We start from the raw sequence: 25,063 nt of genomic DNA, 5'->3' as shown, positions 1-25,063 counted from the left end.
TCTGGAGACGGTCGAGACGCCGAAGCGCGAGGAGGTGGCAGCGTGAGCCCCGAGCGCACCGTGCGCGCCGACGCTCGCGCGAACCGCGAACGGATCGTCGAGGCGGCGGCGTCGTTGTACGCCGAGGAGGGGCTGGATGTCTCCTTCAACGCCATCGCCCAGCGAGCCGGCGTCGGCAGCGCGACGCTGTACCGGCACTTCCCTCACCATGACGAGCTGCGGCAGGCGGTCTACCTCGCCCGCGTGCACGAGTCGACGGTGCTGCTGAGCGAGCTGGCCTCGTCCGGCGACCCGGCCACGGAGCTGTGCCGCTACCTGACCTGGACGTTCCACACGGCCGACCTCTCGCTGATCGGGCTCGGGATGACCCCGGGTACCGGTTCGGCCGAGCTGCAGGAGGAGGCCCGGCGGGTCAAGCAGCTCCTCGACGAGCTCATCGGGCGCGCGCATGCGGCCGGCGTCCTCTCCGAGGGCTTGGGGCGCGGTGACGTGCTGGTGGCCGCCGCCGCGCTCGTCCAGGTCGCTCGCAACGAGGAGCTTCCCAGTGAGCGCAAGGAGACCTTCCTCGGCGTGGTGCTACGCGGCCTCGGCCTCACCGACTGAGGGGCGACGAGGCGGCCGTGGGAACAGCACGGTCACCGGTGCCGTGCGGGGCCGACGATGCGTCGCCAGCCAGGACCCGAGGATGATCGCCTGACCGATGATGACGTCGATCGCCCAGTGGTTGGCGGTCGCGACCACCACCAGCGCGGTGCCGATGGCGTAGACCACGCCGATCGTGCGCAGCACCCGCGATCGGGTCGCGCTCCAGATCGCGAGCGCCACCCATAGCGCCCAGCCCGCGTGCATCGAGGGGAAGGCGGCGAGCTCGTTGGTCATGCCGCCCAGACCCTTGGGAGCTGAGGCGTCGGTGCCCCACCAGCCGGAGTTGGCGTGCAGCGCCATCACGTCGGTGAAGCCGATGACCATCCGCGGTGGAGCGGTCGGCATGGTGAGGTAGAAGCCCAGCGCGATCGCGGTGGCGATGGCGAGCGCCCGGCGAGCAGGCACGTAGACGTCGCGGCTGCGGCGGAAGAGCCACAGCAGGACGCCGGCGGTCACGATGTAGTGGAGGCTGGCGTACCAGTAGTCGGCCGCCAACCCCAGCCACCCGTGCATCGTCGCAAGCCGGTTGAGCCGCTGCTCGCCGGGCAGATGCAGCGACCGCTCGATGCGCTCGAGATCGATGGCTCGGGACAGCGCCTTGGGCAGGTTGCCGTCGGCGAGGGTGCGCGCCGCGGAGTAGCCCACGTAGAGGATGCCGATGATGGTCAGCTCGCGCAGCGCAGGCGCGAGCCGGGTCCGGAACCGATCCATGGTGATGCCCTTCCTGCCACTCGTCCACGGACACAAACGGGGATCCCATCCCCGGATATTCCCGAGATGTTCACCCGATCGCATCGGATCCGCATCGGATCGAGCGGTACCCCTTCCAGGCTCGCGCTGTCGCGTAGGCTCGTGGGCATGGGTCGCCCGCTTCGACCCCTCGGGGTCGTCATCGCGCTGGCATCGGCAACGCTGGCCCTCGGCGCGTGCTCGAGCGGGGACGTCGACGGCGGCCGGTCCGCGTCAAGCAACGGGACAGCGCCCGATCCGTCGCCAGCCTCCTCGGCCGCTGTCGGGCCGTCGGCGTCCGCGTCGACCGGCCGCCCTCGCAGGGCGACAGGCAGGGTGAAGGTGCTGCACACGGTCACCACCGGCATCCGGGTGCCCTGGGGGATCGCAGAGCTGCCGAACGGCCGTGTCCTGGTCGGCTCGCGCGACACCGGCAGGATCTACCGACTCGACGTGAGGACCAGGACCCGCAGGGCGGTCGGCACCGTCACGGCATCGGTGACCAACGTCGGTGTCGGCGGCGAGGCCGGCCTGCTCGGACTGGCTGTCTCGCCGGCGTTCGCCACCAACCACCGGGTCTACGTCTACTTCTCCACCCGTCGTGACAACCGGATCGGCTGGATGACCTACCGGAACGGTCGGCTGAGCCAGCCGCACGTGATCGTGGCGGGCATCCCGCACGGCGTGCACCACAACGGCGGCCGGATCGCGTTCGGGCCGGATGGAATGCTCTACGCCGGCACCGGAGAGTCCATGGTGCCCTCGCTGGCGCAGAACAGGTCCTCGCTGGGCGGCAAGGTGCTGCGGATGACCCCGGCGGGCAAGCCGGCGCCCGGCAACCCCTTCGGCACGCTGGTCTACAGCTACGGCCACCGCAACGTGGAGGGGCTCGCCTTCGACCCCGCGGGCCGGCTGTGGGCCTCGGAGTTCGGCGACCACACCGCCGACGAGCTCAATCTGATCAAGGCCGGACACGACTACGGCTGGCCCGCCACCCAGGGCAAGACCTCGAACCCGAAGTACACCAGCCCGGTCGCGCAGTGGGGGACCAGCGTGGACTCTCCGAGCGGCATCGCCTACGCCAACGGCGCGATCTGGATGGCGGCGCTGAAGGGTGAGCGGCTGTGGCGGATCCCGCTGCACGGCGCCGCGGCGGGCAAGCCGAGGGCCTTCCTGGTCCGCCGGTACGGCCGGTTGCGCAGCGTGCTCGCGCTGGGTCCGCACCGGTTGCTGGTCACGACGAGCAACCGCGACGGCCGCACCACACCGCGGCGCGGCGACGACCGGGTGCTGCTGGTCGAGGTCAGCTGACGCGGTCCGTCTCGAGCATGAGCGCCAGGCGGGGGCAGGATCGCACGGCCAGCCGAGCCCCGGCGAGCTCGGTGTCGGCGACCCCGCGCGGGTCGAGCAGCGGGAAGCCCCACTCGTCGAGCGCAATCCGCTCGCCGAAGAGCCTGGAGCACAACCCGTGCCCGTCGCAGCGGGTCCAGTCGATCGAGATGCGGTTGGTCATCGGGTGCCTCCGAGGGGAAGGGTGCCGAGCACCGGACGGCCGCAGCCGACGCCGTGCTCGTGCCGGGCGAGATCGTCGGCGTACGCGTCCAATGCGGTGGCCACGAAGCGCACGGTGCCGTCGGGATGGCTGCACGCCCCACGGCCGGCGACCAGTCCGAGGCGGCGGCGCAGCCTTCCCGTGTCGACGCGCTGACCGCTGACGAGCGCGACCAGGTCCTCGGCGATGCTCGCCAGCCCGAAGACGCACGGTCCGCACTGGCCGGCGGACTCGGCGGCGAGCCACTGCGCGACCCGAGCGATCTCGCCGACGGGGCAGGTCGTCTGCGGCAGCGTGGCCACCACGCCCGCACCCCAGCCGATGCCTGCCGCGCGCAAGGCCGGTCGGTCGACTGTCAGGCCCCCCGCCGAGGTCCACGTGCCGTGGTAGCCGCCGACCAGGACCGGTCCGACTCCGTCGATCAGGTCGCTCAGCGGCGTGCCGTGCGGCACCTCGACGACGCTCGTGCCCCGGTCGGGCCGGTGCACGGTGACGAGCGTCGTCCCCGGCTCGCTGGTGGTACCGACCCGGGCGTAGCGCTCGGGTCCGAGGGCGGCGAGGAGCGCGAGCTGGGCGAAGGTCTCGACGTTCGAGGCGAAGGTGGGCCTGCCTCCCACGCCACGGTCCGAGGGCAGCACCCGCCGACCGTTCGGCACGGCGGCGCGTCCGTTCAGCCCGTTGACCAGCGCCTGGACCTCGCCACCGACGAACCCGTGGTCCGCCGCCACGACGCTGACCCGGTCGGCGGCGCCCCGCTCCCGGATCGCCTCCTGCAGGGCTGCAGCGCTGACCTCATCGGCGACCGCGAGGGTGACACGCCGGCTGGAGAGCGCGCCGGCCACCACGAGCGCGCCGTCGAGCACGAGACCGGGTCTGGTCCGCATCAGCACGCGGTCCTTCCAGCTGGCCGGCTCGCCCTCGCTGCCGTTGACCAGGATCTCGGCGCCGCGACCGACCGCTGCCAGCTTGGCGCTCACCGGGAAGGCGGCTCCGCCACGGCCCAGGAGGGCGACCGAGCGGCTCGCCTCGACCAGCCAGCCGCGGTCGCGGCTCGGCGGCTGCCCGGACTCGCCCGCGAGCAGTCGGGCGGTGCCGGCGACGTAGACCGGCGGGAGCCGAGCGGTGGTCCGGGTGTGGTCGAACGTCGCGGTGCTCATCGGAGTGCTCCTGTCGGTGCGGTGAGCCGGCGGTGGCTCGTGCGGTGGCTCGTGCGGTGGCTCGTGCGGTGGTCGGCAGTGCCGCGTTGATCGCTCACGCGCCGCGGCTCGGTGGTGACGCGCAGTGTCAGCGCGACGCCGACACAGACCGCGCAGGCGACGTAGACGGCGATCGCCCAGGTCTGGCGCGCGTCCGAGCCGCCGAAGATGCCGTGCAGCATGGCCAGCGCCCAGGCGACGTACGCCGAGATGTGGATCGCCCGCCAGACCCGGTCGCCGTTGCGAAGGCGGGCGAACGTGCTCCGCATGACACCGGAGAGCGCGGTGAGGACGAGCGCGTAGAGCGCGAGGGTGCCCAGCCCCATGGCCACCGGACGGTAGGAGGCGGTGAACGGGAGCAGCACGCCGCTCAGGGAGACGCTGACGTAGGAGTCCAGCACCACGGCGGTCAGGTGGAGCACCAGCAGCACCAGCCCGAACACCGCCGCCGAGCGGTGCAGCAGCTGGCGTACGACGCGGCGATCGATCCCGGCCGGCGTCCGTGCTCCGTCGGTGCTCAGCGCCCCGAGCGTCGTCGCGGCCGTCAGCACGGCGAGGGCGCTGAAACCCAGACCCCGCATCAGGTACCAGAGCGTCATGACGCCACGCTCGTCGCCGTGTCCGGCCAGGCGCCGGGGGTGGCGACGGTGCCGTCCCGGGCGACCAGGCGGGCGCCGTACCCGTGCCGGACGAGGGCCTCCTCGGCGGCGTCGGGGCGGATGAGCATCCAGGCCGAGACCACGTTGGCCGACAGCGCCGTCGGTGCCCAGACCGAGGCGGTGCGCCAGCGGCTGCGCGCGGGCAGGCCCGTGCTCGGGTCGATGAGATGGTGACGCTCGCCGCCGTCCCCGTCCCGCCAGCGCCGCCCGAGCGTGGAGGAGGTGGTGATCGCACCGTCGTGCAGGATCACGGTGCTGCCGGCACCGCCGTGCACCTCGGCGACATCGATGCGCCAGCCGCCGGGAAGCGGCCTGGTGACAGCGAGGTCGCCGCCCAGACAGACCAGTGCCGGGCCGTCCAGGCGTCGCCGGAGCCGCCGGATCGACTCGTCGACGGTCCACGCCTTGGCGGTCGCGCCGAGGTCGAGCGCGATGCCCGCCGGCACGCCGACCAGCGAGAACGACCGGTCGACCCGCACGTCGCGCCAGGTCTCGCGGCGCAGGCGCGGGCCGGCCGCGGGCGCCGTACGCCGGCGGACGGTGACGATGTCCGTGTCGTACCCGTTGGCCACCAGGTCGTGGCCGAGGGCCGGGTCCACCGCTCCGTGGGTGTCACGGGCGACCTGGGTGCCGAGACAGATCAGGCGCATCGCCAGCGGACCGACCGGCGTCATCCGGCCGGCGCGGGCGTTGATGCGGGAGAGGTCGGAGTCGGCCCGGAACCTGCTCACCGCCGCATCCACCTCCGCGACGACGTGGTCGACGATCGTCACAGCCAGGTCGAGCTCGCGTCGCTCGGCGGTGACCGACATCGTGCAGGACCAGTCGGTCCAGGTCATCGTGTCGAGGGTCATGACGCGTTGCTCGAGCCGTGCGAGGTGGACGAGGAGTCGCCGGAGGAGCCGGAGGAGCTGGAGGAGTCACCCGAGGAGCTGGAGGAGTCGCCGGAGGAGGTGGACGAGCTGGAGGAGTCGTCACCGGAGGTGGAGCTGAAGGTCTGGTCCTCGGTGCTCTGTGTGGTGGTCGAGGAGGTGCTCGGGCTGGTGGTCGTCGAGGAGCCGGTGGTACTGGTCGTGCTGGTGGTGTGTGCGTGGGCTGCGCTCACCCCGACCACTGCCGCCGTGGCGCCTGCGCCGCCGACGATGATGCCCGCCAGGTAGCGGCGGGAGCGGTGGAGGAGCCGGGTGCGGGGGTTCGTGTCATCGCTCATGGAACGAGCGTGGCTCCCGGCGTCCTAGACCTTCCTCAGCAGAGCTTCAAATCGAGGTCAAGAGTTGGTGAGAGGCGCCTGAGGCTCGGTCCGGAGGAAGAGCCGGACACCGTGCGCGGCCGGGTCGTGCAGCAGCTCGAGGAAGCCGCCGGAGGCCACCGCCGCGGCACGGGCGATGTCCAGACCGAGGCCGGTGGAGCCGCGGTCGCTGCGCCCCCGCTGCAGGGCCTCGACGGGGATGCCGGGCCCCTCGTCGAGTACGTCGAGGTGCACCCCGTCGGTGGCCCGGGCGAGCCGGACGGTGAACGCCGTACCGTCCGGTGTGTGGGCCACGACGTTCTCCAGCAGCGCGTCCAGGGCGGCGGCGAGGTCCTCCTCGGCGGTGCGCACCCACACCGGCTCGTCGGGGAGGTCGACGGCGACGCGGCGGTCCTGGTCCTCGGCCAGCGGGGTCCAGAAGGCGGCTCGGTCGCGGATGACCGCCGTGGCGTCGCAGCGGGGGTGTAGGCCCTCACGCACCGGTCGTCGCGCGGCCTTGATCAGCTGGGTCAGGGACCGCTCGAGCTGGGTGACCTGGGCCTCGAGCTCGTGGGTCCGCTCGCTCGGCGGCAGCGCCTCCACGGCCAGCCGCACGGCTGTCAGCGGCGTACGCAGGCGGTGGGAGAGATCCGCGGCCGCCTCGCGTTCCTGCAGGAGGAGCTCTCCGATGCGGTCGGCCAGGGCGTTGAGCTCGATGGCCACCCGGGCGACCTCGACCGGGCCCTCGACCTGGGCCCGGGCCTGCAGGTCGCCGGTGCTCAGGGCGACGGCCGTCTCCGCCGTGCGCTGCAGCGGTCGCACGAGGCGGCGACCGGTGAGGTCAGCGGCCGCCCACGCCAACGCGATCAGCGCCAGCGCGCAGCCGCCGACCAGCAGGTACCGGTCCCGGACCGTGTCGGAGACGGAATCGTCGGTGACCGAGGCGAGCACCTGCGCGACACCTTGGTCGTTCTGGGAGAGCACCTGGACGATCCGACCGCCCCGGACGTCGATCGTGCGCGCGTTCGAGACCTGGCCGAGGTCGGCCGGCGGGTTGTCGTGATCGTGGTCGTCGCTCTTCTGGTAGTCGTTGGGCCGCAGACTCGGCTCGTGCTGCTGCCTGACCTGGGCGAGGACGTGGTCGTCGAGATCCGCCCCGAGGACGTCGCCGTCGGCCAGCAGCACGGTGACAGGGGTGCTGCCCCGCGCGTTGAGCCTGCTCAGGTAGGCCTTGAGCAGGCTGTCGCTCACGTTGCCGGTGCTGATGTAGTCGGCGGTGCTCTGCGCGGCGTCGGTCGCGTGTCGCTCGGCGTCGCCGTACGCGCTGGTGCGCAGGAGGAGGGCGATCGGCACGGCCGTCAACACGATGATGAGCGCGGCGATGCCGACCGCGAGCGCGATGACGCGGGCTCGCAGGGTGGAGAGCAGCCTCATGCCGGCTCGACCAGCTTCACCCCGACACCGCGGACGCTGACCAGGAAGCGTGGTTCGGCGGCGGTCTCGCCGAGCTTGCGCCGCAGCCAGGAGAGGTGGACGTCGACTGTCCGGTCAGCACCGCCCCACGGCTGTTGCCACACCTCGGTCAGCAGGGTCTGCTTGCTGACCACCTCGCCGCGACGCTGCATGAGCACCTGCAGCAGGTCGAACTCCTTGCGGGTCAGGTCCATCGCGTGGCCGTCGAGCTCCACGGTGCGCCCGACGGGATCGAGCACGAGGCCGCCGACGACGAGGCGCTGATCCTCGTCGACGTGGATCCGGGTGCGCCGCAGGACCGCCCTGATCCGGGCGTCCATCTGCGCAGCGGAGAACGGCTTGACCAGATAGTCGTCGGCGCCGGCGTCGAGCAGCCGGACGATCTCGGTGTCGTCGTCGCGGGCGGTCGCGACGATGACCGGCGCGGCGTCGAGGGCACGGGTCACCTCGAGCACGCGCGACCCGTCGATGTCGGGGAGTCCGAGATCGAGCAGGATCACGTCGTGGTGGGCGCTCGTGATGGCGGCCATCGCCTCGGCACCGGTCGCGACAGGCGTGACGACGTGGCCGAGCTGCGTCAACGCGCGGCTCAACCCGGTGCGGATGGCGCTGTCGTCCTCGACCAGCAGTACCTCGGCCATGCCCGAAGGCTACTGACCCCGGCGTCCCCGGACAGTCTGCTTGACTCGGATTTGAGGCTCGCTTGTGCTCTCCCTGAGGGTCACCGGCGCGGACCGCGCGCGGATGCGCACCGCTGTCACGGTTACCTGACGAAGCATGGGAGTGCGCACCTATCTCGTCGCCCAGGTGGCCACCGTGGTCGCGACCGATCGGGAACTGCGCGCCGAGACGCCGGGAACGGTCGATTCGGTGCACGACGCGCGCGTCGCCGTACGTCGGGTCCGCAGCGTGCTGCGGATCTTCCCCGAGCTGTCGGACGACGATCTCGCGGAGGCCCTGTCGACGTGGTCGGACCGGCTCGGGGCGGTGCGGGAGGCCGAGGTGCTGGCGCAGTCCCTGTCGGAGGTGTGCTCGACGGCGCTGTGGCAGTCGCTGGCCGGGCAGGTCGCCGCCGAGCGTGCTGCCGGCCTGACCGCCCTGAGCGGTGACCTGAGCTCGGAGAAGCACCGCCGTCTGCTCGATGAGCTCGAGGCGCTCGCACTGCGCCCTCGCGAGCGGTCGTTGCACAAGGCGCGCCGGCTGCGCCACGCGGCCAAGGTCGCCGGCAAGCGCCTCCGTGCGGCGGGCGACGACCCGGAGCGGCTGCACCGGGCGCGCAAGGCGGCCAAGCGGGCGCGGTACGCCGCCGAGGCGGTCGGCGACGCCGAGCAGGCCGACCGCTGGGAGGACGTCCAGGACGCCCTGGGCGACCACCACGACAGCGTCATCGCCCTGCGCCGGCTCGACGACGTACCAGCCGGGCTGGCGGCGGACGCGGAGCAGGCGCGCACAGCGTTGCGCGAGCGGGCGGCCGCCGCGCTCGAGCGGCTGTGACCGACCGGCGGCGCTAGTCCCGCCGGCCCTGGCGCGAGCCGCGATAGGCGGCTTCCCGCACCGCCGAGAGCAGCCGGACCGGGCGCAGTCCGGGCGCGGCATGCAGCATCGGATCGAACGCGAGCGACTCATCGCCGCCCACCCGGTCGATCACCAGGCGCCCGACGGTGCGCCAGCCGGTCCGCGATTCGAGCACGTCGAAGGCGAGCGGGTGGTGCTCGCTGACCTCGTCGAGAGCGGCAGGGGAGGCGTCCGGAAGCCAGTCGGTGACCGGTTGCAGCACGAGCAGCGTGCTACCCCCGTCGGCGGTGGCGTAGGGCATCACGGTGCTGAACGGGCGCGAGGTCCAGCGCCGCGCCGGCAGGACGAGCCAGCGACCCCAGGTCGGTCGAGCGGTGGTGGTCAGGAGCAGGTCGATGTCGTCGGTGACCACCGCGTCGGCGTCGTGCGCGGGTGCGATCCGGAGCGCGAGGCCGAGGAGATCGGGACTGGTCGGCGGCAGCCCCACGCCTCGGGAGAGCCGAACGGTGACGGCACGCTCGCCGTGCCCGAGCGCCGACCCCAGGGCGGAGTCGTCGCCGTCGATCAGGAGCCGCCCGTGCCCTACCCGCCCGACAGGATGGAAGGCGCGGGCCTCTCGCAGCCGAGCGAGGCGGCGGAACCCAGCGGTCACCGGTGGAAGCAGCATGCCCGGCAGGTACCCGGTCCGCCCGAGATCCGGACGCCGGCCTGTGGGTCCAGCGCCGAGGTCCCGCCGACTCACCGGCGCAGGATGGTCCGGGTTCGGTGTTGGAAGCGGTAGCGGCCGTCGGGGAGTCGGGTGGTTTGGTAGGTGGGGTCGTGGGCTCGTCTGTGGTGGTGGCCGCAGAGCAGGGATCCGTGATCTAGGTCGGTGTGGCCGCCGTGGCTCCAGGGTTGGTCGTGGTGGGCGTCGCACCAGGCGGCGGGGACAGTGCAGCCCTCTGCACGGCAGTGCTTGTCCCGTAGTGCGAGGGCCTTGCGCTGGGATGGGGTGAAGAGTCTTCGGGTGCGGCCCAGATCGAGGGGTTCGGAGTTGCCGCCGAGGACGGCGGGAATGATCCCCGCGGTACAGGCCAGGCGGCGGGTCTCCCCGGTGCTGATGGGGGTGCCGTCCTCGAGCCAAGCAACACCGAGACCGGCCCGCAGCTGGTCCAGCGTCATGGTCACCACCACCGTGGTCGCGTCGCCGCCGTGGGCGGGGAGTCGGGTGGGGTCGGTGTTCTCCAGGAGCTGGGCGAACGCGTGCGCGAGGAGCCGGCTCCTGGGCGGGACCCTGCCGTCGGCCTCCAGGGCCGCTACTCGGGGTTGGGTGTAGGCCTGCAGGTAGGTCCGCAACCGGTGACCGACCGTTTCGGGGACGATGCCGTGGATGCGGGTCGTCCCGTCGCCTTGGTCGGTGATCGAGAGGCACGCTTTCGCGTTCGCGGTCTCCTCGAGCCGACGGATGGCTGCGGCCTCGGCGGCTTCGGCGACCTCGGGTGCGACGACCTCCAACAGGTGGCTGGCGAGGCGGCGCAGGTCCTTGGGCCGGTGCTCACTCGCGAGGTCGCACAGCGTGACCTCCGCCCGCGCCAACACCTCGGCGGGTAGGTCGTCGGGCAGGTCCTCCAGGCCACGGAGGATCACGCGGGCGTGCTCGAGACTGAACGCACCGCGCGCGAGCCCGGCCCGGACCACCGGCCGACCCTCCAATCCCCGGGCCAACCGAAGGGTGGCGTGCGCGGCGGGACTCTCGACCCGGTGCTGCGCCACCAGCCAGGCCGCGACATCGCGGGCACCGACCTCGGCAGCGACATCATCGGCGGAGGCGACCACGCGCAGGTACAGCTCCTCGAGCCGGGCCCGGGACCGCACCAGCGCGGCGAGCACGTCTCTCTTCTCATTCGTTCCCAGGAAGACCGGGTTCGCCTCGGTGACCTCATCGAGGGCAGCGTTGATGGTGGCGAGTGTCGCTTGGATCTGATGCATGAGGGATCACCACCGAGAGAGATCAGTTCGAACGCATGTTCGAAGCCTAGGTGGTCGGATGTGTGTGGTCAAGCCCCTGTTGTGATGCCACATCAGGGTGCGTGCTCGTCGTACTGGATCACAGCCATGGTGGCCCGACGCAACTGTGCTCAAGGCACTCGACCCGGCCAAGACACCGGGCCACGCTGGTACTGGCCCACGCCTTTCGTTTTTCCTCAGACCAACCCCGAACGACGGCCGGTGTCGCAGGCCCGACTGAACGCGGACGCAGGCCCGACTCGACCCGGACGCAGGCCCGACTCGACCCGGACGCAGGCCCGACTCAACCCGGACGCAGGCCCGACTCAACCCGGACGCAGGCCCGACTCAACTAGCCTGAGGCCATGTCCGCCCCACGCCTCGGTGATGTCGTCGACCTGCTGCACGGGTGGTACCCGCCGGAGACCGCTGCGGGGTGGGACGCGGTCGGGCTGGTGTACGGCGACCCGGAGGCGCCGTGCGAGAAGGTGCTGCTCGCCGTCGACCCGGTGCTGCCCGTCGCGGAGGAGGCGGCCGAGTGGGGCGCCCAGCTGCTCGTGACGCACCACCCGCTGTTCCTCAAGCCGGTGCACGGCTTCGCGCCCACCACCCCCAAAGGCCTCACGCTCTGGACGTTGAGCACCGCCGGCTGCGGGCTGCTCGCGGCGCACACCAACGCCGACCAGGCCGAGGCGGGTGTCAGCGAGGCGATGGCGCTGGCCCTGGGGCTGCAGGACATCCGGCCGCTCGAACCCGCGCCGCCCGGTGCGGGCGAGCAACTGGACAAGCTGACCACCTACGTCCCGACCGAGCACGCCGAGCGACTGCGGCAGGCGCTCGCCGGGGCCGGCGCGGGTCGGCTGGGGGACTACGACAACGCGAGCTTCTCCAGCGCCGGCGAGGGCAGGTTCCGGCCGCTGGTCGGCGCCGATCCGCACACCGGCTCGATCGGCGAGCTGAGCGTCGTCGAGGAGGTACGGATCGAGGCGATCCTGCCGCGCGTGCGTCGTCGTGCGGTGATCGAGGCGCTGCTCGGCGCACACCCCTACGAGGTCCCGGCGTACGACGTCGTCGAGCTCGCTCCGGCCGCGCCCGCGCCGACCGGCTTCGGCCGGATCGGCACGCTGCCGGCCCCGATGAGCCTGGCCGACTTCACCGCCCACGTCGCCCGCAACCTGCCGCGCACCACCGCCGGCGTCCGGGCCGGCGGAGCGGGGGATCGGACCATCCGGACGGTCGCGCTCTGCGGGGGTGCGGGCGACTCGCTGCTGGGGTCCGTGCGCTCGTCGGGTGCCGACGTGTACGTGACCAGCGACCTGCGGCACCACCTCAGCAGCGAGTTCCTGGAGGACGGTGCAGCGCTGGTCGACGTACCGCACTGGGCGGCCGAGTGGACCTGGCTACCGCTCGTGGGCGGACGGCTGCGAGCGGCGCTGGGGGATAGGGTGGAGGTGCGCGTCTCGGAGATCGTCACCGACCCGTGGACCCTGCGCATCTGATCTGACATCTGAAGAGGAGCACCGGTGAAGGCCGACCCGTTCGCCCAGTTGAAGCTGCTGGACATCGCCGATATCGACGCACGGATCCTGCAGCTGCGCCACCAGCTCAAGAACCTTCCCGAGACCCAGCAGATCCGCGACCTCCAGGTCGAGCGGAAGCGGATCGACGACGTCGCCATCGACGTACGGACCCGGCGTGACGACCTCACGGTGGCGCAGGCCAAGGCGGAGAAGGATGTCGAGGCGGTGCGGGTGCGGCGCACCAAGGAGCAGCAGCGCATCGACGCCGGCCAGGTCACCAACCCCAAGGACCTGGAGCGCCTGCAGGCCGAGCTGGCCAACATCGACCGCCGGATCGGCGTCCTGGAGGACGAGGAGCTCGAGGTGATGGAGCAGCTCGAGGCCGCGACCACCGAGGCGGCCGGCTTCGACACCCAGGTCGCCGAGATCGAGGCGAGGATCGCGGAGCTCACGGCCTCGCGGGCCGAGCGCGGTGCCGAGGTCGAGCGTCGGCTCGCCGAGGTCGTCGCCGAGCGCGAGCCGGCGATCGAGGGGCTGCCGGGCGACCTGCTCGCGCTCTATGACCGGCTGCGCGAGCAGCACGGCGTAGGGGCCGCCGAGCTGCGCGCGCGTCAGTGCGGCGGCTGCCGGCTCAGCGTCGAGCCGGCCGAGCTGTCCAGGATCCGCAGCGCCCAGAGCAACGAGGTCATCCGGCACGAGGAGTGCGGCGTGATCATGATCCGGACGGCCGAGTCGGGGCTGTGAGCGGCAGCGCCTCGGGCGGCCCGGCGAGTGTCGTCGTCGAGGCGGACGGCGGCTCGCGCGGCAACCCCGGCCCCGCGGCGTACGGCGCCGTCCTCAAGGATGCTGTCACCGGCGCGGTGCTGGCCGAGGACGGCACCCCGATCGGAACGGCGACCAACAACGTGGCCGAGTACTCCGGTCTCATCGCCGGTCTCAAGCTGGCCGCGGAGTTCGCGCCCGGTGCCCGGATCGAGGTCCGGATGGACTCCAAGCTGGTCGTGGAGCAGATGAGCGGCCGATGGCAGGTCAAGCACCCGGCGATGAAGCCGCTGGCGCAGGAGGCGAGGGCGCTGGCGCCCGCCGGGACCACCTACACCTGGGTGCCGCGGGAGCAGAACAAGCACGCCGACCGCCTCGCCAACGAGGCCATGGACGGGTTGCGCAACGGCGTCACCGTGGCGGGTGGGGACGACAGCCTGGTCGCCGAGGTGGAGTCGGTCCGCACCGAGGCGCCGGCCCGAGGCTGGTCGGACGCGGGTGCCTCCACCACCCTGGTCCTGCTGCGCCACGGCGTCACGCCGCACACCGTGGAGAAGCGGTTCTCCGGTGGTCTGGCGTCGGCCAACCCGTCGCTCTCGGAGGACGGCCGTGCGCAGGTCCTTGCGGCAGCGCAGTGGCTCTCCCCGTTGAAGGACCGGATCGGGGCCATCGTCACCTCGCCGGTCAGGCGGACGCGCGAATCGGCCGAGATCGCCGCCGGCGTGCTGGGCACGCAGGTGATCGAGGAGCATGCCTTCGCCGAGATGGAGTTCGGCGAGTGGGACGGGCTGACCTTCGCGGAGGTGGGGGAGCGCTACCCCGCCGAGCTGGAGCGCTGGCTCGGGTCGCTGGAGGAGCCCCCGCCCGGCGGGGAGTCCTTCCGGGCCGTGGAGAAGCGGGTCCTCGACGGGTTGGACCGGCTGCTCGAGCGCTACCACGGCGAGATGGTGCTGGTCGTCAGCCACGTGACCCCGATCAAGACGCTGGTCGCGCGGGCGCTGGAAGCCGATCTCGGCGCCGTCTACCGAATGGAGCTGGCGCCGGCGTCGATCAGCGTGGTCACGTTCTTCGACGACGGCGAGAAGGGAGCGACCCGCGGGTCGACCCGCGGATCGATGCGCCTGTTCAACGCGCTGCCGCCTGCCCGGGACCCGATCGCGACCGTCTCGACCTGGTGAGGGACCTGGCGCCCTGCGCCGTGCTCATCGGCGCGCTGGACCTCGGGTGCCTCAGAGCTCCGCGATCACCACGTCGAGCTGCGTTCCCGACCTCCCGGGTTCGCCGACCTCGACGCTCCAGCCCAGGTCGCGCAGCGCGCCGGCGAGCGCTGCCGGTGTACGCGGCGTGGCGCCGGATTCCAGGAGCGCCCGCACCAACCGGCCCTTGGTGGCCTTGTTGAAGTGGCTCACCACCTTGCGCACGCCGTCGACCTCGTGCAGCACGCGCACCGTCGCGGTCCGTGGAGCCACCTCGTCGGGTCGCCAGAACGCGGCGTAGGTCCCGCTGCGCAGGTCGACCAGGAGGCCACCGCCGAGCGCCTCCACAGCGGCGGACCCGAGGTGTCGACGCCAGTGCGCCTGCACGCCGCCGAGGCCGGGCAGGGCGGTGTCACCGGAGAGCCGGTACGCCGGGATCCGATCGCCCATCCCGACGAGACCGAAGACCGACGAGGTCACCATCACCCGTGACGCTGCCCGGCGCTTCGCAGCGGTGGAGAGCGTCGAGGGGTCGAGCGCGTCGTACAGCACCCCGGTGTAGATCGCATCGGCGCGCGCCGTGGGCGCCTCCCGCAGCGCGGCGTTGAGCGAGACGAGCTCCGGCTGGCTCTTCGGTACGCCGAGGGTCGCCATCGCGACCGCCGGGTCGCCCGCGCACAGCGTCGTCAGCGCCTCGATGACCGAGGATCTCGCGGCCGTCAGCGACGGCAACGAGAGCGAGGAGAGATCGAGCGCAGCGCCGCGACGCGGCGCTGTCTTGCCCTCGGACGGCGGCAACAGGATGAGCACGAGCGGCTATCTTTCCAATGTGCCCAGCAATCGAGTGATCCGGGTCGCCCAGGCCGACGACGGTGTCGCCGCGCAGACCCTCCGCGCCGGCATCGAGCAGCTCCAGCAGGAGCTGGATGTGAGCCCCGACTTCCCGCCCGACGTCGAGGCGGCCGCCGCCGAGGCGGCGCGCGAGCCACTGTTGCCCGACCTGGACCGCACCGACCTGCCGTTCGTCACCATCGACCCGCCGACGTCGATGGACCTCGACCAGGCGATGCACCTGACCCGCAACGGCGACGGCTACACCGTGCACTACGCCATCGCGGACGTGGCTGCCTTCGTCCGTCCCGGGGGCCCGGTCGACCTGGAGGCGCATCGACGCGGCGAGTCGCTCTACGGCGCCGACGCCACTGTCCCGCTGCACCCCAAGGTCCTCTCCGAGGACGCCGCGAGCCTGCTGCCGGGTCGGATCAGGCCGGCGCTGCTGTGGACCATCGAGCTCGATGCCGACGGCGAGGGCGTCTCGGCGCACGTGGAGCGAGCCCGGGTGCGCTCGACGGCCAAGCTGGACTACGCCGGCGTGCAGCGGCAGCTCGACGACGGCACCGCACCAGAGATGCTGCAGCTCCTGCGCGAGATCGGCCAGCTGCGCCAGCACATCGAGGCCAAGCGCGGCGGGGTCGACCTCACCCTGCCCGACCAGGAGATCGAGGTGACCGGCGACCGGTGGCGGCTGGCGTTCCGCAGCCAGCTGCCGGTCGAGCGGTGGAACGCCCAGATCTCACTGTTGACGGGCTTCGGAGCCGCCTCGTTGATGGTCTACGCACGCGTCGGCGTGCTGCGGACCCTGCCGCCGCCGGACCCGCACGACGTGCAGCGGCTGCACCGCACCGCTCGGGCGCTCGACATCGAGTGGCCGGCGGAGATGCTCTACCCCGACTTCATCCGCACGCTCGACCCCGCGAACCCGAAGCACGCCGCGATGACCGTCGCCTGCACCCGGCTCCTGCGGGGTAGCGGCTACGCCACCTTCGACGGCGAGCTGCCCGTGCTGACCGAGCACGCCGCCCTCGCCTCCGAGTACGCGCACGTGACGGCTCCGCTGCGGCGGCTGGTGGACCGGTACGCCGGCGAGATCTGCGTGTCGCTGTGCGCGGACCGGCCGGTGCCCGACTGGGTGCATCACGCCCTACCGGACCTGCCGGAGGAGATGCGCACCTCCGCCCACCGCGCCTCGGCGTACCAGCACGGCATCACGGACCTGGTCGAGGCCGGCGTGCTCGCGCCACACGTCGGGGAGTCGTTCGCGGGGGTGATCGTGGACGTCGACGAGCGGACCGGCGAGCGGGGCACGGTGACGCTGCGGGAGCCGGCGGTGGAGGCGGCCGTGACCGGCACGGGGCCGCTGCCCCTGGGGACCGACGTCACGGTCAGGCTCACCGAGGCCACCGTCGCGACCCGGAAGGTGGCCTTCGAGCTGTCGTAGTCGGAGCTCAGCCCTGCTCGCGCAGTCGCGCCAGCATCCGGTTGTACGCCGCCAGCGCCTCCTCGCCGTCCGGGTCGGAGATCGCCTCGACGTCCTCCCCGGTGTGCTCGGCGAGTGCCGATCGGCGCGCACCCTCCAGCCAGGAGCCGGTCATCTTTCCGCGCCGGTCGGCGGAGGTGATGACGCTGATCATCAGGCCGACGGCCACCAGCATCATCAGGCCGTCGCCGGCCGCCCACATGAGGCCACCGGCTGCGTGGACGTCGGAGAGCGGCTGCGGCGCCCAGGCCGGATGCCTCCGCATCATCTCCGGGAACGGCACCGTGTCGGTCTGCAGCAGGACGATGCCGACGATGGTGTCGGGGATCATCGCGGCGACGAGCAGCCCGATCCGGACCAGGTACGGCGGGTTGGGCCTGGTCGGCTCCTCGCCCAGCAGGGGCAGCAGGAACAGGTAGCCGGCGACGATGTAGAGCACCTGCTCGCCGCTCATCAGCCAGGAGTGCTGCGCCATGGTGTCCATGAAGCCGGTCAGGTGGGTGCCGATGATGGTGGCGGTGTAGACGAGCACCCCGGTCGCGGGATGGCTGAGCACCGTGACGGGCCACGAGTGCAGGATCCGCTGCACGCGCTCGCGGGCCGGCCCGTGGAAGGCCTCCAGCAGCACGGTCAGCGGATGACCGAGCACCAGCAGCGCCGGGACCACCATGATGAGCACGAGGTGCAGCACCATGTGCATCCAGAAGACCGACATCGCGTAGGTCCCGACCGCCGAGGCGACAGCGACCCACATCAGGGCGACACCGGCGACCCAGCAGCCCACCCGCCACGGCCGCACGGTCGAGTCGGCGCCGGCCGCCCGACGAGCGAGCAGGTAGGCGCCGATCAGCAGCACGGCCGCCTCGAGCCAGCCCGCCTGGAGCCGCCAGGTGCCGAAGAACGACGACCAGCTCAGCGGTGAGAGATCCGTACCCATGCCGGGCATCCCGGGCAATGCACACCTCCTGCAGCGGCCGGGTCTCCGGCCGCGACCAGCCTACGACCGCTGACGGCGAGGGCCGAAAGCGGGAGGCCGGCCCTCAGGTCTGCGGCGCCGTCTCCGGGGAGCCGCTGTCGTGGCCCTCGTAGGTGAAGAAGGAGATCCGGCCGTCGGCCTCGAGCACGGCGTACTCGATGTCGGCGGTCCTGCGCACGCCCTGCTCGCGCGCGGCGACGAGGAAGTCGGCCATCGCGAGCCGCTCGTCGCGCATCATCTTCTCCAGTGGCCTGCCGTCCTGCCACACCATCACCGGGCGTCCCGTGGTCAGCGGTCGGATCCGGGGGAAGCGCCACTGCAGCCAGCCGATCGCCACGGTGAGCAGGGCGAAGGTGCCGATGCCGAGTACGCCGGCGGTCACGGAGTAGTCCTGGGACGTCACGGCCTGTTGCACCAGGTCACCCATCGTGACGTAGACGAGCAGCTGGAAGGTGCTGAGCTCTCCCAGGGTGGAGCGCCCGAGCGCCCGGGTGACGGCCCACAGGAAGCAGTAGACGACCAGCGCGCGGAGCACGATCTCCATCAGGGCACCAGCCTCGTGGTGAAGTCGACGCTGGCAGCGGGATGGCCGCCGTCGAGGACCCTCGCCGTACCGCTGCTGCCCACCTGGCTGAAGGGCTGCACGTAGATGTCGAAGTCGATCACGAGGGTGTCACCCGCCGGCTTGTCGAAGGTCATCGTCCACCAGTGCTCGTCCTCGGTCTCCTTCGTGGGCGCGGGCGTGACGCCCTGCGACTCGAAGATGTCGAAGTAGCTGCCCGTCACCTGCACGTCGACAGGGCCGTCGAAGCCGCCTGGGCGGGTGATCGTCAGCTCCCAGGGGGTGTCCATGCCGGGGCGAGCGATGTGGGGGTACTCGAGCTGGAGGTGGTAGCCGCCGGAGTTCGCCGACACCGTCCGGGTCTGCAGGCCGAGGTAACCGGCCAGGGCGGCGATCACCACCACCAGGAGGGCGATCAGGAAGCCCCGCCGTCCCCAGGCGGCCGCACGAGCCCTGGTCTCGCCGGCCACGCCGTCGAGCGTGGAGATCGGAACGTTCACGTCGCGCAGGTACCCCCACGGGCATGGGGCTCATGCGGTGGATGGGACACCGGCAGCGGGCGTGCGTTCCCGCTCCGAGGGGTATCGCACTCCCATGACTGACGCGAACACCAACAACGACGACCGGCTCGAGGCGATCCAGGCGGTCGTGGACCGGGTCACGTCCTGGCAGGACGGCGCGACCGAGGGCACCGTCGCCGAGGAACTGCGCAAGGGCTTCGGCGAGGCAGGCGTGGACGTCTCCGACGACGACCTGACCAAGCTGGCCGACGCGATCGAGGCGCGGCACGGCGCGGTCTCGGCCGCGTCGGTCCTCTCGGCATGAGCGGACCCGACGCGGCGCACCGCCGTCCCGAGGGGGTCGACGACGCCACCGTCGAGGCACTCGGCAAGCTCTCCGAGGCCCTGGAGGCCGCGGAGGTGGCGCGCGGGCATCTCTATGCGTTCCACCGGCTCTCCGGCACCACCGATCTCACCCTCGGTGACGCCGTCGACCTTCTCCGCGACGCCGGCCATGGTGAACTCGCCGACCGGATCGAGACCGAGCTCGTCGGTCGCAACGTGATCCCCGGCCGATGGACGTTCCAGATCGTGGAGGCGTACGACGACGGCTACTACGCGACCTTCAAGGAACTGGAACGGCAGGCCCGCGAGGAGCTCGCCGAGGGCCGGCGCCACCTCTACGAGGCGGAGATGAAGGAGGACCGGCGCACGCACGGCCGCCCCGGTCACGAGGCGACCCCGGACGAGCTCTAGCAATCCCCGGACCGCAACCGTCGCAGCGTCGCAGCGCGGCCGCATGCCGCTCGGCGACTTCGGGAACACCGTGAGAACAGCATCATCGAGGAGACGAGGGAGCAGAACATGTCAGGAAAGCTGACCCTGCTGGCCGGCATCGGCATCGGGTACGTCATCGGCACCCGCGCCGGCCGCGAACGCTACGACCAGATGGTGGGCAAGGCACAGTCGTTGTGGCGCGACCCGCGCACCCAGGAGAAGGTGCACCAGGCGCGCGACGTCGCGCAGGAGAAGGTCGGCCAGGCCGCGCACGGTCTGCAGGACACCGTCCAGCACGCCGCCGGCAAGGACTGAACGAGCCCGGCGCGGCCGGCGTACGGCGTTTCACGCCACCTGCGTCCCGACCGGCCACCGGCCCTGGGGCAGGATGGCGGCGTGGACGACCTGATGCGCTGGCCGCGCCCCGCCGACGACGCCGAGCGCGTCGCAGCCCTGCGAGCCCTCGGGGTGCTCGACACGGCTGAGGACGAGGACCTCGACGCGGTGGTCCGCGTCGCCACGTTCGTCTGTGGGGTGCCCTCGGCAGCCGTGAACCTGATCGACGCGGACCGGCAGTGGCAGGCCGCCGCCTACGGCTTCAAGCGGGGCGAGGTCCCGCGCGACGACTCGATGTGCGCCTGGAGCATCCTGCAGCCCGGCGTCACCTATACCTCGGACGCCTCGCAGGACGCGGTCTTCGCGAACAATCCGTTCGTGACCGGGCGGCTGGCCTCGGTCCGGCTCTACGCGTCGGCGCCGGTGGTGATCGCGTCGGGGTACGTCGTCGGCTCGCTGTGCGCCTTCGGCGAGGAGCCCGGCGAGCTCTCCCGCGTCCAGATCGACAGGCTGGCCGACCTGGCCTCCACGGCGGCCCGCATCCTGGAACTCCGGCAGACGGTGGGCACCGTCGCCGAGGCGGCCGCCACCGACCCGCTGACCTCGCTGCGCAACCGGGCGGTGTTCGGGGAGGCCCTGCGCCGCGCGCTGGGTCTCTATGGGCAGGGTGTCGGCAGGCCGGGCGTCGTCTATCTGGATCTCAACGGCTTCAAGCCGGTCAACGACACCTACGGACACCGGGCAGGGGACGCGGTGCTGCGCGCCGTCGCGGGCCGGCTGCTGGGCAGCGTCCGCGAGACCGAGCTGGTCGCCCGGCTGGGCGGCGACGAGTTCGCCGTGCTGGTGCAGGAGCCCACGGCCCAACGCATCGAGGACCGCCTCGGTGCGATAGCGGGACGGATCAGCGAACGGCTCGCGCCGCCGATCGTGCTCGGCGACGGGATCGAGGTCACCGTCGGCGCCGCGATCGGGCTGGCGGTCGCCGAGCCCGACGACACGCCCGAGGGACTGCTGGAGCGGGCCGACTCCGCGATGTACGCCGCCAAGCTCACCAGTCACCGTCCTGGTCGGGACGGCTCGCGATGAGCCCGGCCTCGGCAGGCCTCGTCGCGCGCAGCCGCACGGCGACGGAGATCGCCGCCGAGGTGCGCGCCGGCCGCGGGAGCGCGCGGGCGGCTGTCGAGACAGCGCTCGACCGGATCGCGGCGGTCGAGCCGCACCTGAACGCCTTCACGGTGGTGCTCGCCGAGCAGGCCCGCACGGCCGCCGACGCCATCGACGCGTTGCCGCCGGAGGATCGCGGCCCCCTCGCCGGCGTACCGATCGCCGTCAAGGCCGAGGCCGATGTCGCCGGAGTGGTCACCACCTTCGGCGGTCGCAGCAACAGCACACCGGCGGCAGCGGACTCCGAGGTGGTCCGGCGGCTGCGCGCGGCCGGCGCGGTCATCGTCGGGGTCACGACGATGCCGGAGTTCGGCCAGTTCCCCTTCACCGAATCGGTCGCGTACGGCGCCACCCGGAACCCGTGGCTTCCCGAGCGCAGCACCGGCGGCAGCAGCGGCGGCTCGGCGGCTGCTGTCGCCTCCGGCTGCGTACCTGTCGCGATCGGCGGCGACGGCGGCGGGTCGATCCGGATCCCGTCCTCGTGCTGCGGGCTGGTCGGGCTCAAGCCCGCCCGCGGCCGGGTCAGCCAGGCGCCGCACGCTGCGCTGTGGGGCACGCTCGGCACGGCCGGCCCGCTCACCGGGACGGTCGCCGATGCGGCGCTGGTCTACGACGTCATCAACGGCGTCACGCCTGTCGACCGGTGGTCGGCGCCGCCGCCGCAGCGCTCCTACGTGGCGGCCGCCGCTGATCACCGCCCGCGCCGGATCGCGTGGTCGACCAGGCCGGCGCTCGGGCCCGTCCGGGTGGATCCAGAGGTGATGGCGGCGGTCGAGCGGACGGCTGCTCAGCTCGCCGCGGCGGGTCACGAGGTGGTGCCGGTCGAGGGCCGATGGCCCGACGTGCAGGCTGCCTTCGTCCCGCAGTTCTTCGCCGCGATCCGGGAATGCGCCGGCCTGGTCGAGCACCCCGAGCGGCTGGAGCTGCGCACCCGGCACACCGCCCGGCTCGGGGTGTGGGCCCGGGGTCCGGTGCTGCGCAAGGCGGTCGAGCTCGGCGAGGCCGCCCGGCGCTCCTTCCAGGACCGCTTCGAGGGGTACGACGCGGTCCTCAGCCCGATCATGGCCTGCCTGCCGCCGACCCTCGGACAGCTGGACGGCGCGGGCAGCGTGCGGGCACTGCTGCGGTCGCTGCCGATGATCGCCTTCACCACGCTCGCCAACACCACCGGGTTGCCGGCGATCTCCGTGCCCGCGGGGGAGTCCGCCGGCGGGTTGCCGATCGGCGTACAGCTCTCCGGGCTCGTCGATGACGAAGGGCCGCTGTTGGGTATCGCCGGGTCGTTGGGGAAGTAGGTCGCGCGGGTCGGTGGGCTTCGCGCCCCGCGCCCTCATCTTCCGTTCCCGACGGAGCCGCCGTGACCCTTGACACCTCATTAGTAAGTACGATGAACTAACAAACGTGAGCACCAACACCGCCCGCCGTCGCGCACTTCGCCCCAGCGGCAAGCTCCTCCAGGAGGACGCCCGGCGGCACCACCGCGCGCTGATCCTCCAGGAGCTCTTTGCCGAGGGGCCGCGCAGCCGGGCCGACCTGGCGCGGAGCTCGGGACTGACCCGCGTGACGGTCTCGGACCTGGTCGCCGAGCTGATCGAGGACGACCTCGTCGCCGAGCTCGGCGCGCCCGTGGAGAGCCGGGTCGGCAAGCCGCCGATCCTGGTCGGGCTGCGGGGCGACGCGCTCCAGATCGTGGTGCTCGACCTCAGCGTCGACGACCAGGTCACCGGCGCCGTCCTCACCCTCGCCGGCGAGGTGTGCAGCCGCGACGAGCAGCCGCTGGGCGGCGCCAAGGGCGATGCGGCGCTCGCACTCGTCCATACCCTCACCCGCCGCCTGCTCGACCGGGCGGACCACCGGGTGCTCGGCGTGGGCGTCGGCAGCCCCGGCATCGTCGACCCGGCCGGCACCGTCGTCGACGCCCCCAACCTGGGATGGCACCAGGTGCCGCTCGCGGCCGGCCTGCACGAGGCCTTCGGCCTGCCGGTCTACGTCGCCAACGACGCCAACACCGCCGTCCTGGGTGAGCACACCTACGGCCAGGCCGGCGAGGGCGGTCTGATGCTGCTGCGGGTCGGCACCGGCGTCGGCGCCGGCCTGGTGCTCGAGGGAGCCCTGCTGCACGGGCACCGCAACGCGGCCGGCGAGATCGGCCACGTCGTGGTCGACCCCGAGGGTCAGCCGTGCGCCTGCGGTCGGGTCGGCTGCCTGGAGACGATCGTCGCCGTACCGCACCTGCGGCCCCGGCTGGCGCAGGCCGCCGATCCGGACGCGGTCCGGACAGCGGTGGGCGAGCAGCTCGGTCGGGTGCTCTCCCCGGTGGTGGGCGCGCTCAACCTGCACGAGCTGGTCCTGTCGGGACCTGCCGAGCTGCTCGACGGCGCGCTGCTGGCCGCGACCGACCGCGTGATCCGCGAGTACACCATGCCGGTCTCCGGCGAGCAGCTGGTCGTGCGTACCAGCACCCTCGGGGACGACGTCGTCCTGCTGGGCGCCGCCGTCCTCGTCCTCGCCGGCGAGCTGGGGGTGTCCTGATGGGACGCCGCCACCACGAGTCGCCCGGGGCGAACGCCCCCGGGTCCACGCGGGCACCCCGCGACTACATCCAAGGAGACACGTTGCGTAAGACACGCTCCCTCGTGGCCGGTGCCCTCGGCATCGCGACCGCAGTTGCCCTCACCGCCTGTGGCAGTGGCAGCTCCTCCGACGCCGCCGACAGCGGCAAGTCGGGCGATCTGTCGGCCGTGAAGGGCGCTGGGAAGACGATCACCGTGTGGAACATGCAGGGTGACCTGAACGCCGACACCATGAAGGCGATCAACGACGAGTTCACCAAGGAGACCGGCGCACAGGTCAAGGTGCAGACCCAGCAGTGGGCCGACATCGCGACCAAGGTGACGACCGCGCTGGCGACCGATGGCACGCCGGACGTGGTCGAGCTCGGCAACACCGACGTCCCGCTGTTCGCCAACAGCGGCGGCCTGGCCGACCTGACCAGCGCGAAGAGCCAGCTCCAGCAGGGCGGCACCTGGCTCGACGGCCTGGCCGGCCCCGCGACCGTCGACGGCAAGCTGTACGGCGTACCCGCCTTCGCCGCGACCCGCACCGTCATCTACAACAAGTCGATGTGGGACCAGGCCGGGATCACGTCGGCGCCGACGACGTACGACGAGCTGACCTCCGACCTCGACAAGGTCAAGGCGAAGTTCGGCGGGCAGAAGGACTTCGCCCCGTTCTACCTGCCCGGCAAGTACTGGTATGACGGCCTGCAGTGGGTCTGGGACGCCGGCGGTGACGTCGCCACCCAGGACGGCGACAGCTGGAAGGGCGGCCTGGCGAGCAGCGAGGCGCAGCAGGGCCTGAACGACTTCAAGACCTTCCAGAACGCCTACTCCACCAAGGCCTCGGCCACCATCAACACCACCGGCACCGGCCAGCCCGACCAGGACAAGGACATCTTCGCCCCCGGCAAGACCTCCGCCGTGGTGGGCAACGCCTGGGAGATCGGCGTGATCGAGCAGGACAACCCCAAGCTCACCGACGCCGACCTCGGCACGTTCCCCTTCCCGGGCAAGTCGGGCAAGGCGCAGCCGGTGATGCTCGCGGGCTCCGACTGGGGCGTCGCGGCCAAGAGCAAGAACCAGGAGCTGGCCGAGGTCTGGGTCAAGATCGCTGCCAGCGAGGCGATGCAGACCGGGCCGATCGCCAAGCAGGGCTGGATCCCGGTCACCACCGAGGAGATCGCCACGGTCAAGGGCACCGCCGACGCCCTGCACCAGGCCTACTTCGACGCCGCCACGAACTCCCAGTCCACCCCGGCGGCCGCGAACTGGGCCACCATCGAGGGTGACGGGGCGGTCGAGCAGTTCTTCGCCGACATCGCGTCGGGTAGCAAGAGCCCGGCCGATGCGGCCAAGGGCTTCGACGACCACCTCGACCAGGTGCTCAACAACAACGGCTGAACGGATCGAAT

Annotated in this window: 28 protein-coding genes; 15 read left to right on the top strand and 13 right to left on the bottom strand. The window is 72.2% G+C overall.

Annotation, left to right across the window (positions count from 1 at the left end):
* Window positions 1-42 precede the first annotated feature (42 nt).
* The gene (locus P5P86_RS13980; RefSeq protein WP_280608055.1) at window positions 43-603 is read left to right on the top strand and encodes a TetR/AcrR family transcriptional regulator; all 561 of its coding nucleotides are present in this window, start codon (window positions 43-45) and stop codon (window positions 601-603) included.
* Here the strand turns inward: P5P86_RS13980 and P5P86_RS13975 are convergent.
* The gene (locus P5P86_RS13975; protein WP_280608054.1) at window positions 577-1,356 is read right to left on the bottom strand and encodes a phosphatase PAP2 family protein; all 780 of its coding nucleotides are present in this window, start codon (window positions 1,354-1,356) and stop codon (window positions 577-579) included. The two genes, P5P86_RS13980 and P5P86_RS13975, sit on opposite strands and share 27 nt — an antisense overlap.
* 147 nt (window positions 1,357-1,503) lie before the next feature.
* Between P5P86_RS13975 and P5P86_RS13970 the strand changes: the two genes are divergently transcribed.
* A complete protein-coding gene (locus P5P86_RS13970) occupies window positions 1,504-2,685 on the top strand; it encodes a PQQ-dependent sugar dehydrogenase (RefSeq protein WP_280608053.1) in 1,182 nt (393 codons plus the stop codon).
* On the opposite strand, the gene P5P86_RS13965 is transcribed toward P5P86_RS13970, so the two are convergent.
* The 4 genes from P5P86_RS13965 to P5P86_RS13950 are packed head-to-tail and all read right to left on the bottom strand — an operon-like array spanning window position 2,678 to window position 5,635.
* Complete coding sequence (locus tag P5P86_RS13965; protein ID WP_280608052.1) at window positions 2,678-2,887, bottom strand: ferredoxin; 210 nt, start codon at window positions 2,885-2,887, stop codon at window positions 2,678-2,680. The genes P5P86_RS13970 and P5P86_RS13965 overlap by 8 nt on opposite strands.
* Entirely contained in the window at window positions 2,884-4,083 is a 1,200-nt protein-coding gene (locus P5P86_RS13960; protein ID WP_280608051.1) for an NADH-ubiquinone oxidoreductase-F iron-sulfur binding region domain-containing protein, read from the bottom strand. Before P5P86_RS13960 ends, P5P86_RS13965 begins: the two co-directional genes overlap by 4 nt.
* Window positions 4,080-4,721, bottom strand: a complete 642-nt coding sequence (locus P5P86_RS13955; protein WP_280608050.1) for a ferric reductase-like transmembrane domain-containing protein — start codon at window positions 4,719-4,721, stop codon at window positions 4,080-4,082. Before P5P86_RS13955 ends, P5P86_RS13960 begins: the two co-directional genes overlap by 4 nt.
* Window positions 4,718-5,635, bottom strand: a complete 918-nt coding sequence (locus P5P86_RS13950) for an FAD:protein FMN transferase (protein WP_280608049.1) — start codon at window positions 5,633-5,635, stop codon at window positions 4,718-4,720. The genes P5P86_RS13955 and P5P86_RS13950 overlap by 4 nt, the downstream gene beginning before the upstream one ends.
* Before the next feature lie 6 nt (window positions 5,636-5,641).
* Between P5P86_RS13950 and P5P86_RS13945 the strand changes: the two genes are divergently transcribed.
* Entirely contained in the window at window positions 5,642-5,941 is a 300-nt protein-coding gene (locus P5P86_RS13945; protein WP_280608048.1) for a hypothetical protein, read from the top strand.
* Window positions 5,942-6,048: 107 nt separating this feature from the next.
* Here P5P86_RS13945 and P5P86_RS13940 read toward each other — a convergent pair whose 3' ends face one another.
* Entirely contained in the window at window positions 6,049-7,443 is a 1,395-nt protein-coding gene (locus tag P5P86_RS13940) for a HAMP domain-containing sensor histidine kinase (protein WP_280608047.1), read from the bottom strand.
* Window positions 7,440-8,123 carry a response regulator transcription factor gene (locus tag P5P86_RS13935; RefSeq protein WP_280608046.1) on the bottom strand — a complete coding sequence of 228 codons (684 nt, stop codon included), beginning with the start codon at window positions 8,121-8,123 and terminating at the stop codon, window positions 7,440-7,442. Before P5P86_RS13935 ends, P5P86_RS13940 begins: the two co-directional genes overlap by 4 nt.
* Window positions 8,124-8,259: 136 nt before the next feature.
* Here P5P86_RS13935 and P5P86_RS13930 point away from each other — a divergent pair, with 136 nt between their 5' ends.
* The gene (locus P5P86_RS13930) at window positions 8,260-8,976 is read left to right on the top strand and encodes a CHAD domain-containing protein (RefSeq protein ID WP_280608045.1); all 717 of its coding nucleotides are present in this window, start codon (window positions 8,260-8,262) and stop codon (window positions 8,974-8,976) included.
* A 13-nt stretch (window positions 8,977-8,989) separates the two neighbouring features.
* Here P5P86_RS13930 and P5P86_RS13925 read toward each other — a convergent pair whose 3' ends face one another.
* A complete protein-coding gene (locus P5P86_RS13925) occupies window positions 8,990-9,664 on the bottom strand; it encodes a hypothetical protein (RefSeq protein ID WP_280608044.1) in 675 nt (224 codons plus the stop codon).
* Window positions 9,665-9,735: 71 nt separating this feature from the next.
* Window positions 9,736-10,965, bottom strand: a complete 1,230-nt coding sequence (locus tag P5P86_RS13920; protein ID WP_280608043.1) for an HNH endonuclease signature motif containing protein — start codon at window positions 10,963-10,965, stop codon at window positions 9,736-9,738.
* 383 nt (window positions 10,966-11,348) lie between these two features.
* On the opposite strand from P5P86_RS13920, the gene P5P86_RS13915 reads away from it, so the two are divergent.
* The 3 genes from P5P86_RS13915 to P5P86_RS13905 are packed head-to-tail and all read left to right on the top strand — an operon-like array spanning window position 11,349 to window position 14,443.
* Window positions 11,349-12,482, top strand: a complete 1,134-nt coding sequence (locus tag P5P86_RS13915) for a Nif3-like dinuclear metal center hexameric protein (protein WP_280608042.1) — start codon at window positions 11,349-11,351, stop codon at window positions 12,480-12,482.
* A gap of 24 nt (window positions 12,483-12,506) precedes the next feature.
* Window positions 12,507-13,247: a zinc ribbon domain-containing protein gene (locus P5P86_RS13910; RefSeq protein ID WP_280608041.1), complete on the top strand. Its 741-nt coding sequence runs from the start codon at window positions 12,507-12,509 to the stop codon at window positions 13,245-13,247.
* Window positions 13,244-14,443 carry a bifunctional RNase H/acid phosphatase gene (locus tag P5P86_RS13905; RefSeq protein ID WP_280608040.1) on the top strand — a complete coding sequence of 400 codons (1,200 nt, stop codon included), beginning with the start codon at window positions 13,244-13,246 and terminating at the stop codon, window positions 14,441-14,443. The genes P5P86_RS13910 and P5P86_RS13905 overlap by 4 nt, the downstream gene beginning before the upstream one ends.
* A 51-nt stretch (window positions 14,444-14,494) precedes the next feature.
* Here P5P86_RS13905 and yaaA read toward each other — a convergent pair whose 3' ends face one another.
* Window positions 14,495-15,271 (bottom strand): peroxide stress protein YaaA, encoded by a 777-nt coding sequence (gene yaaA / locus P5P86_RS13900; RefSeq protein ID WP_280608039.1) that lies wholly within the window; start codon window positions 15,269-15,271, stop codon window positions 14,495-14,497.
* 19 nt (window positions 15,272-15,290) lie between these two features.
* Between yaaA and P5P86_RS13895 the strand changes: the two genes are divergently transcribed.
* A complete protein-coding gene (locus P5P86_RS13895) occupies window positions 15,291-16,739 on the top strand; it encodes an RNB domain-containing ribonuclease (RefSeq protein WP_280608038.1) in 1,449 nt (482 codons plus the stop codon).
* 7 nt (window positions 16,740-16,746) lie between these two features.
* Here P5P86_RS13895 and P5P86_RS13890 read toward each other — a convergent pair whose 3' ends face one another.
* The 3 genes from P5P86_RS13890 to P5P86_RS13880 all read right to left on the bottom strand — a co-directional run bounded on the left by P5P86_RS13890 (window position 16,747) and on the right by P5P86_RS13880 (window position 18,816).
* Window positions 16,747-17,715 (bottom strand): cytochrome c oxidase assembly protein, encoded by a 969-nt coding sequence (locus P5P86_RS13890; protein ID WP_280608037.1) that lies wholly within the window; start codon window positions 17,713-17,715, stop codon window positions 16,747-16,749.
* A gap of 103 nt (window positions 17,716-17,818) precedes the next feature.
* Complete coding sequence (locus tag P5P86_RS13885) at window positions 17,819-18,298, bottom strand: DUF421 domain-containing protein (RefSeq protein ID WP_280608036.1); 480 nt, start codon at window positions 18,296-18,298, stop codon at window positions 17,819-17,821.
* Window positions 18,298-18,816, bottom strand: coding sequence for a hypothetical protein (locus P5P86_RS13880; protein ID WP_280608035.1), 519 nt, complete (start codon window positions 18,814-18,816; stop codon window positions 18,298-18,300). The genes P5P86_RS13885 and P5P86_RS13880 overlap by 1 nt, the downstream gene beginning before the upstream one ends.
* A 94-nt stretch (window positions 18,817-18,910) precedes the next feature.
* Here P5P86_RS13880 and P5P86_RS13875 point away from each other — a divergent pair, with 94 nt between their 5' ends.
* The 7 genes from P5P86_RS13875 (at window position 18,911) to P5P86_RS13845 (ending at window position 25,052) form a co-directional block, all read left to right on the top strand.
* A complete protein-coding gene (locus P5P86_RS13875) occupies window positions 18,911-19,141 on the top strand; it encodes a hypothetical protein (RefSeq protein ID WP_280608034.1) in 231 nt (76 codons plus the stop codon).
* Window positions 19,138-19,572, top strand: coding sequence for a hypothetical protein (locus P5P86_RS13870; protein ID WP_280608033.1), 435 nt, complete (start codon window positions 19,138-19,140; stop codon window positions 19,570-19,572). The genes P5P86_RS13875 and P5P86_RS13870 overlap by 4 nt, the downstream gene beginning before the upstream one ends.
* Window positions 19,573-19,680: 108 nt before the next feature.
* Window positions 19,681-19,908: a hypothetical protein gene (locus tag P5P86_RS13865; RefSeq protein WP_280608032.1), complete on the top strand. Its 228-nt coding sequence runs from the start codon at window positions 19,681-19,683 to the stop codon at window positions 19,906-19,908.
* Window positions 19,909-19,989: 81 nt separating this feature from the next.
* On the top strand, window positions 19,990-21,015 hold the full coding sequence (locus P5P86_RS13860; RefSeq protein WP_280608031.1) for a GGDEF domain-containing protein: 1,026 nt from the start codon (window positions 19,990-19,992) through the stop codon (window positions 21,013-21,015).
* Complete coding sequence (locus tag P5P86_RS13855; RefSeq protein WP_280608030.1) at window positions 21,012-22,388, top strand: amidase family protein; 1,377 nt, start codon at window positions 21,012-21,014, stop codon at window positions 22,386-22,388. Before P5P86_RS13860 ends, P5P86_RS13855 begins: the two co-directional genes overlap by 4 nt.
* 106 nt (window positions 22,389-22,494) lie before the next feature.
* Complete coding sequence (locus P5P86_RS13850) at window positions 22,495-23,625, top strand: ROK family protein (RefSeq protein ID WP_280608029.1); 1,131 nt, start codon at window positions 22,495-22,497, stop codon at window positions 23,623-23,625.
* A gap of 83 nt (window positions 23,626-23,708) precedes the next feature.
* On the top strand, window positions 23,709-25,052 hold the full coding sequence (locus P5P86_RS13845; RefSeq protein ID WP_280608028.1) for an extracellular solute-binding protein: 1,344 nt from the start codon (window positions 23,709-23,711) through the stop codon (window positions 25,050-25,052).
* Window positions 25,053-25,063 lie beyond the last annotated feature (11 nt).

It is taken from the genome of Nocardioides sp. BP30 (assembly GCF_029873215.1).
Taxonomy (GTDB): Bacteria; Actinomycetota; Actinomycetes; order Propionibacteriales; family Nocardioidaceae; genus Nocardioides.
The sequence above is the reverse complement of the archived record's forward strand: the minus strand, read 5'-3'. Positions and strand labels throughout refer to the sequence as shown.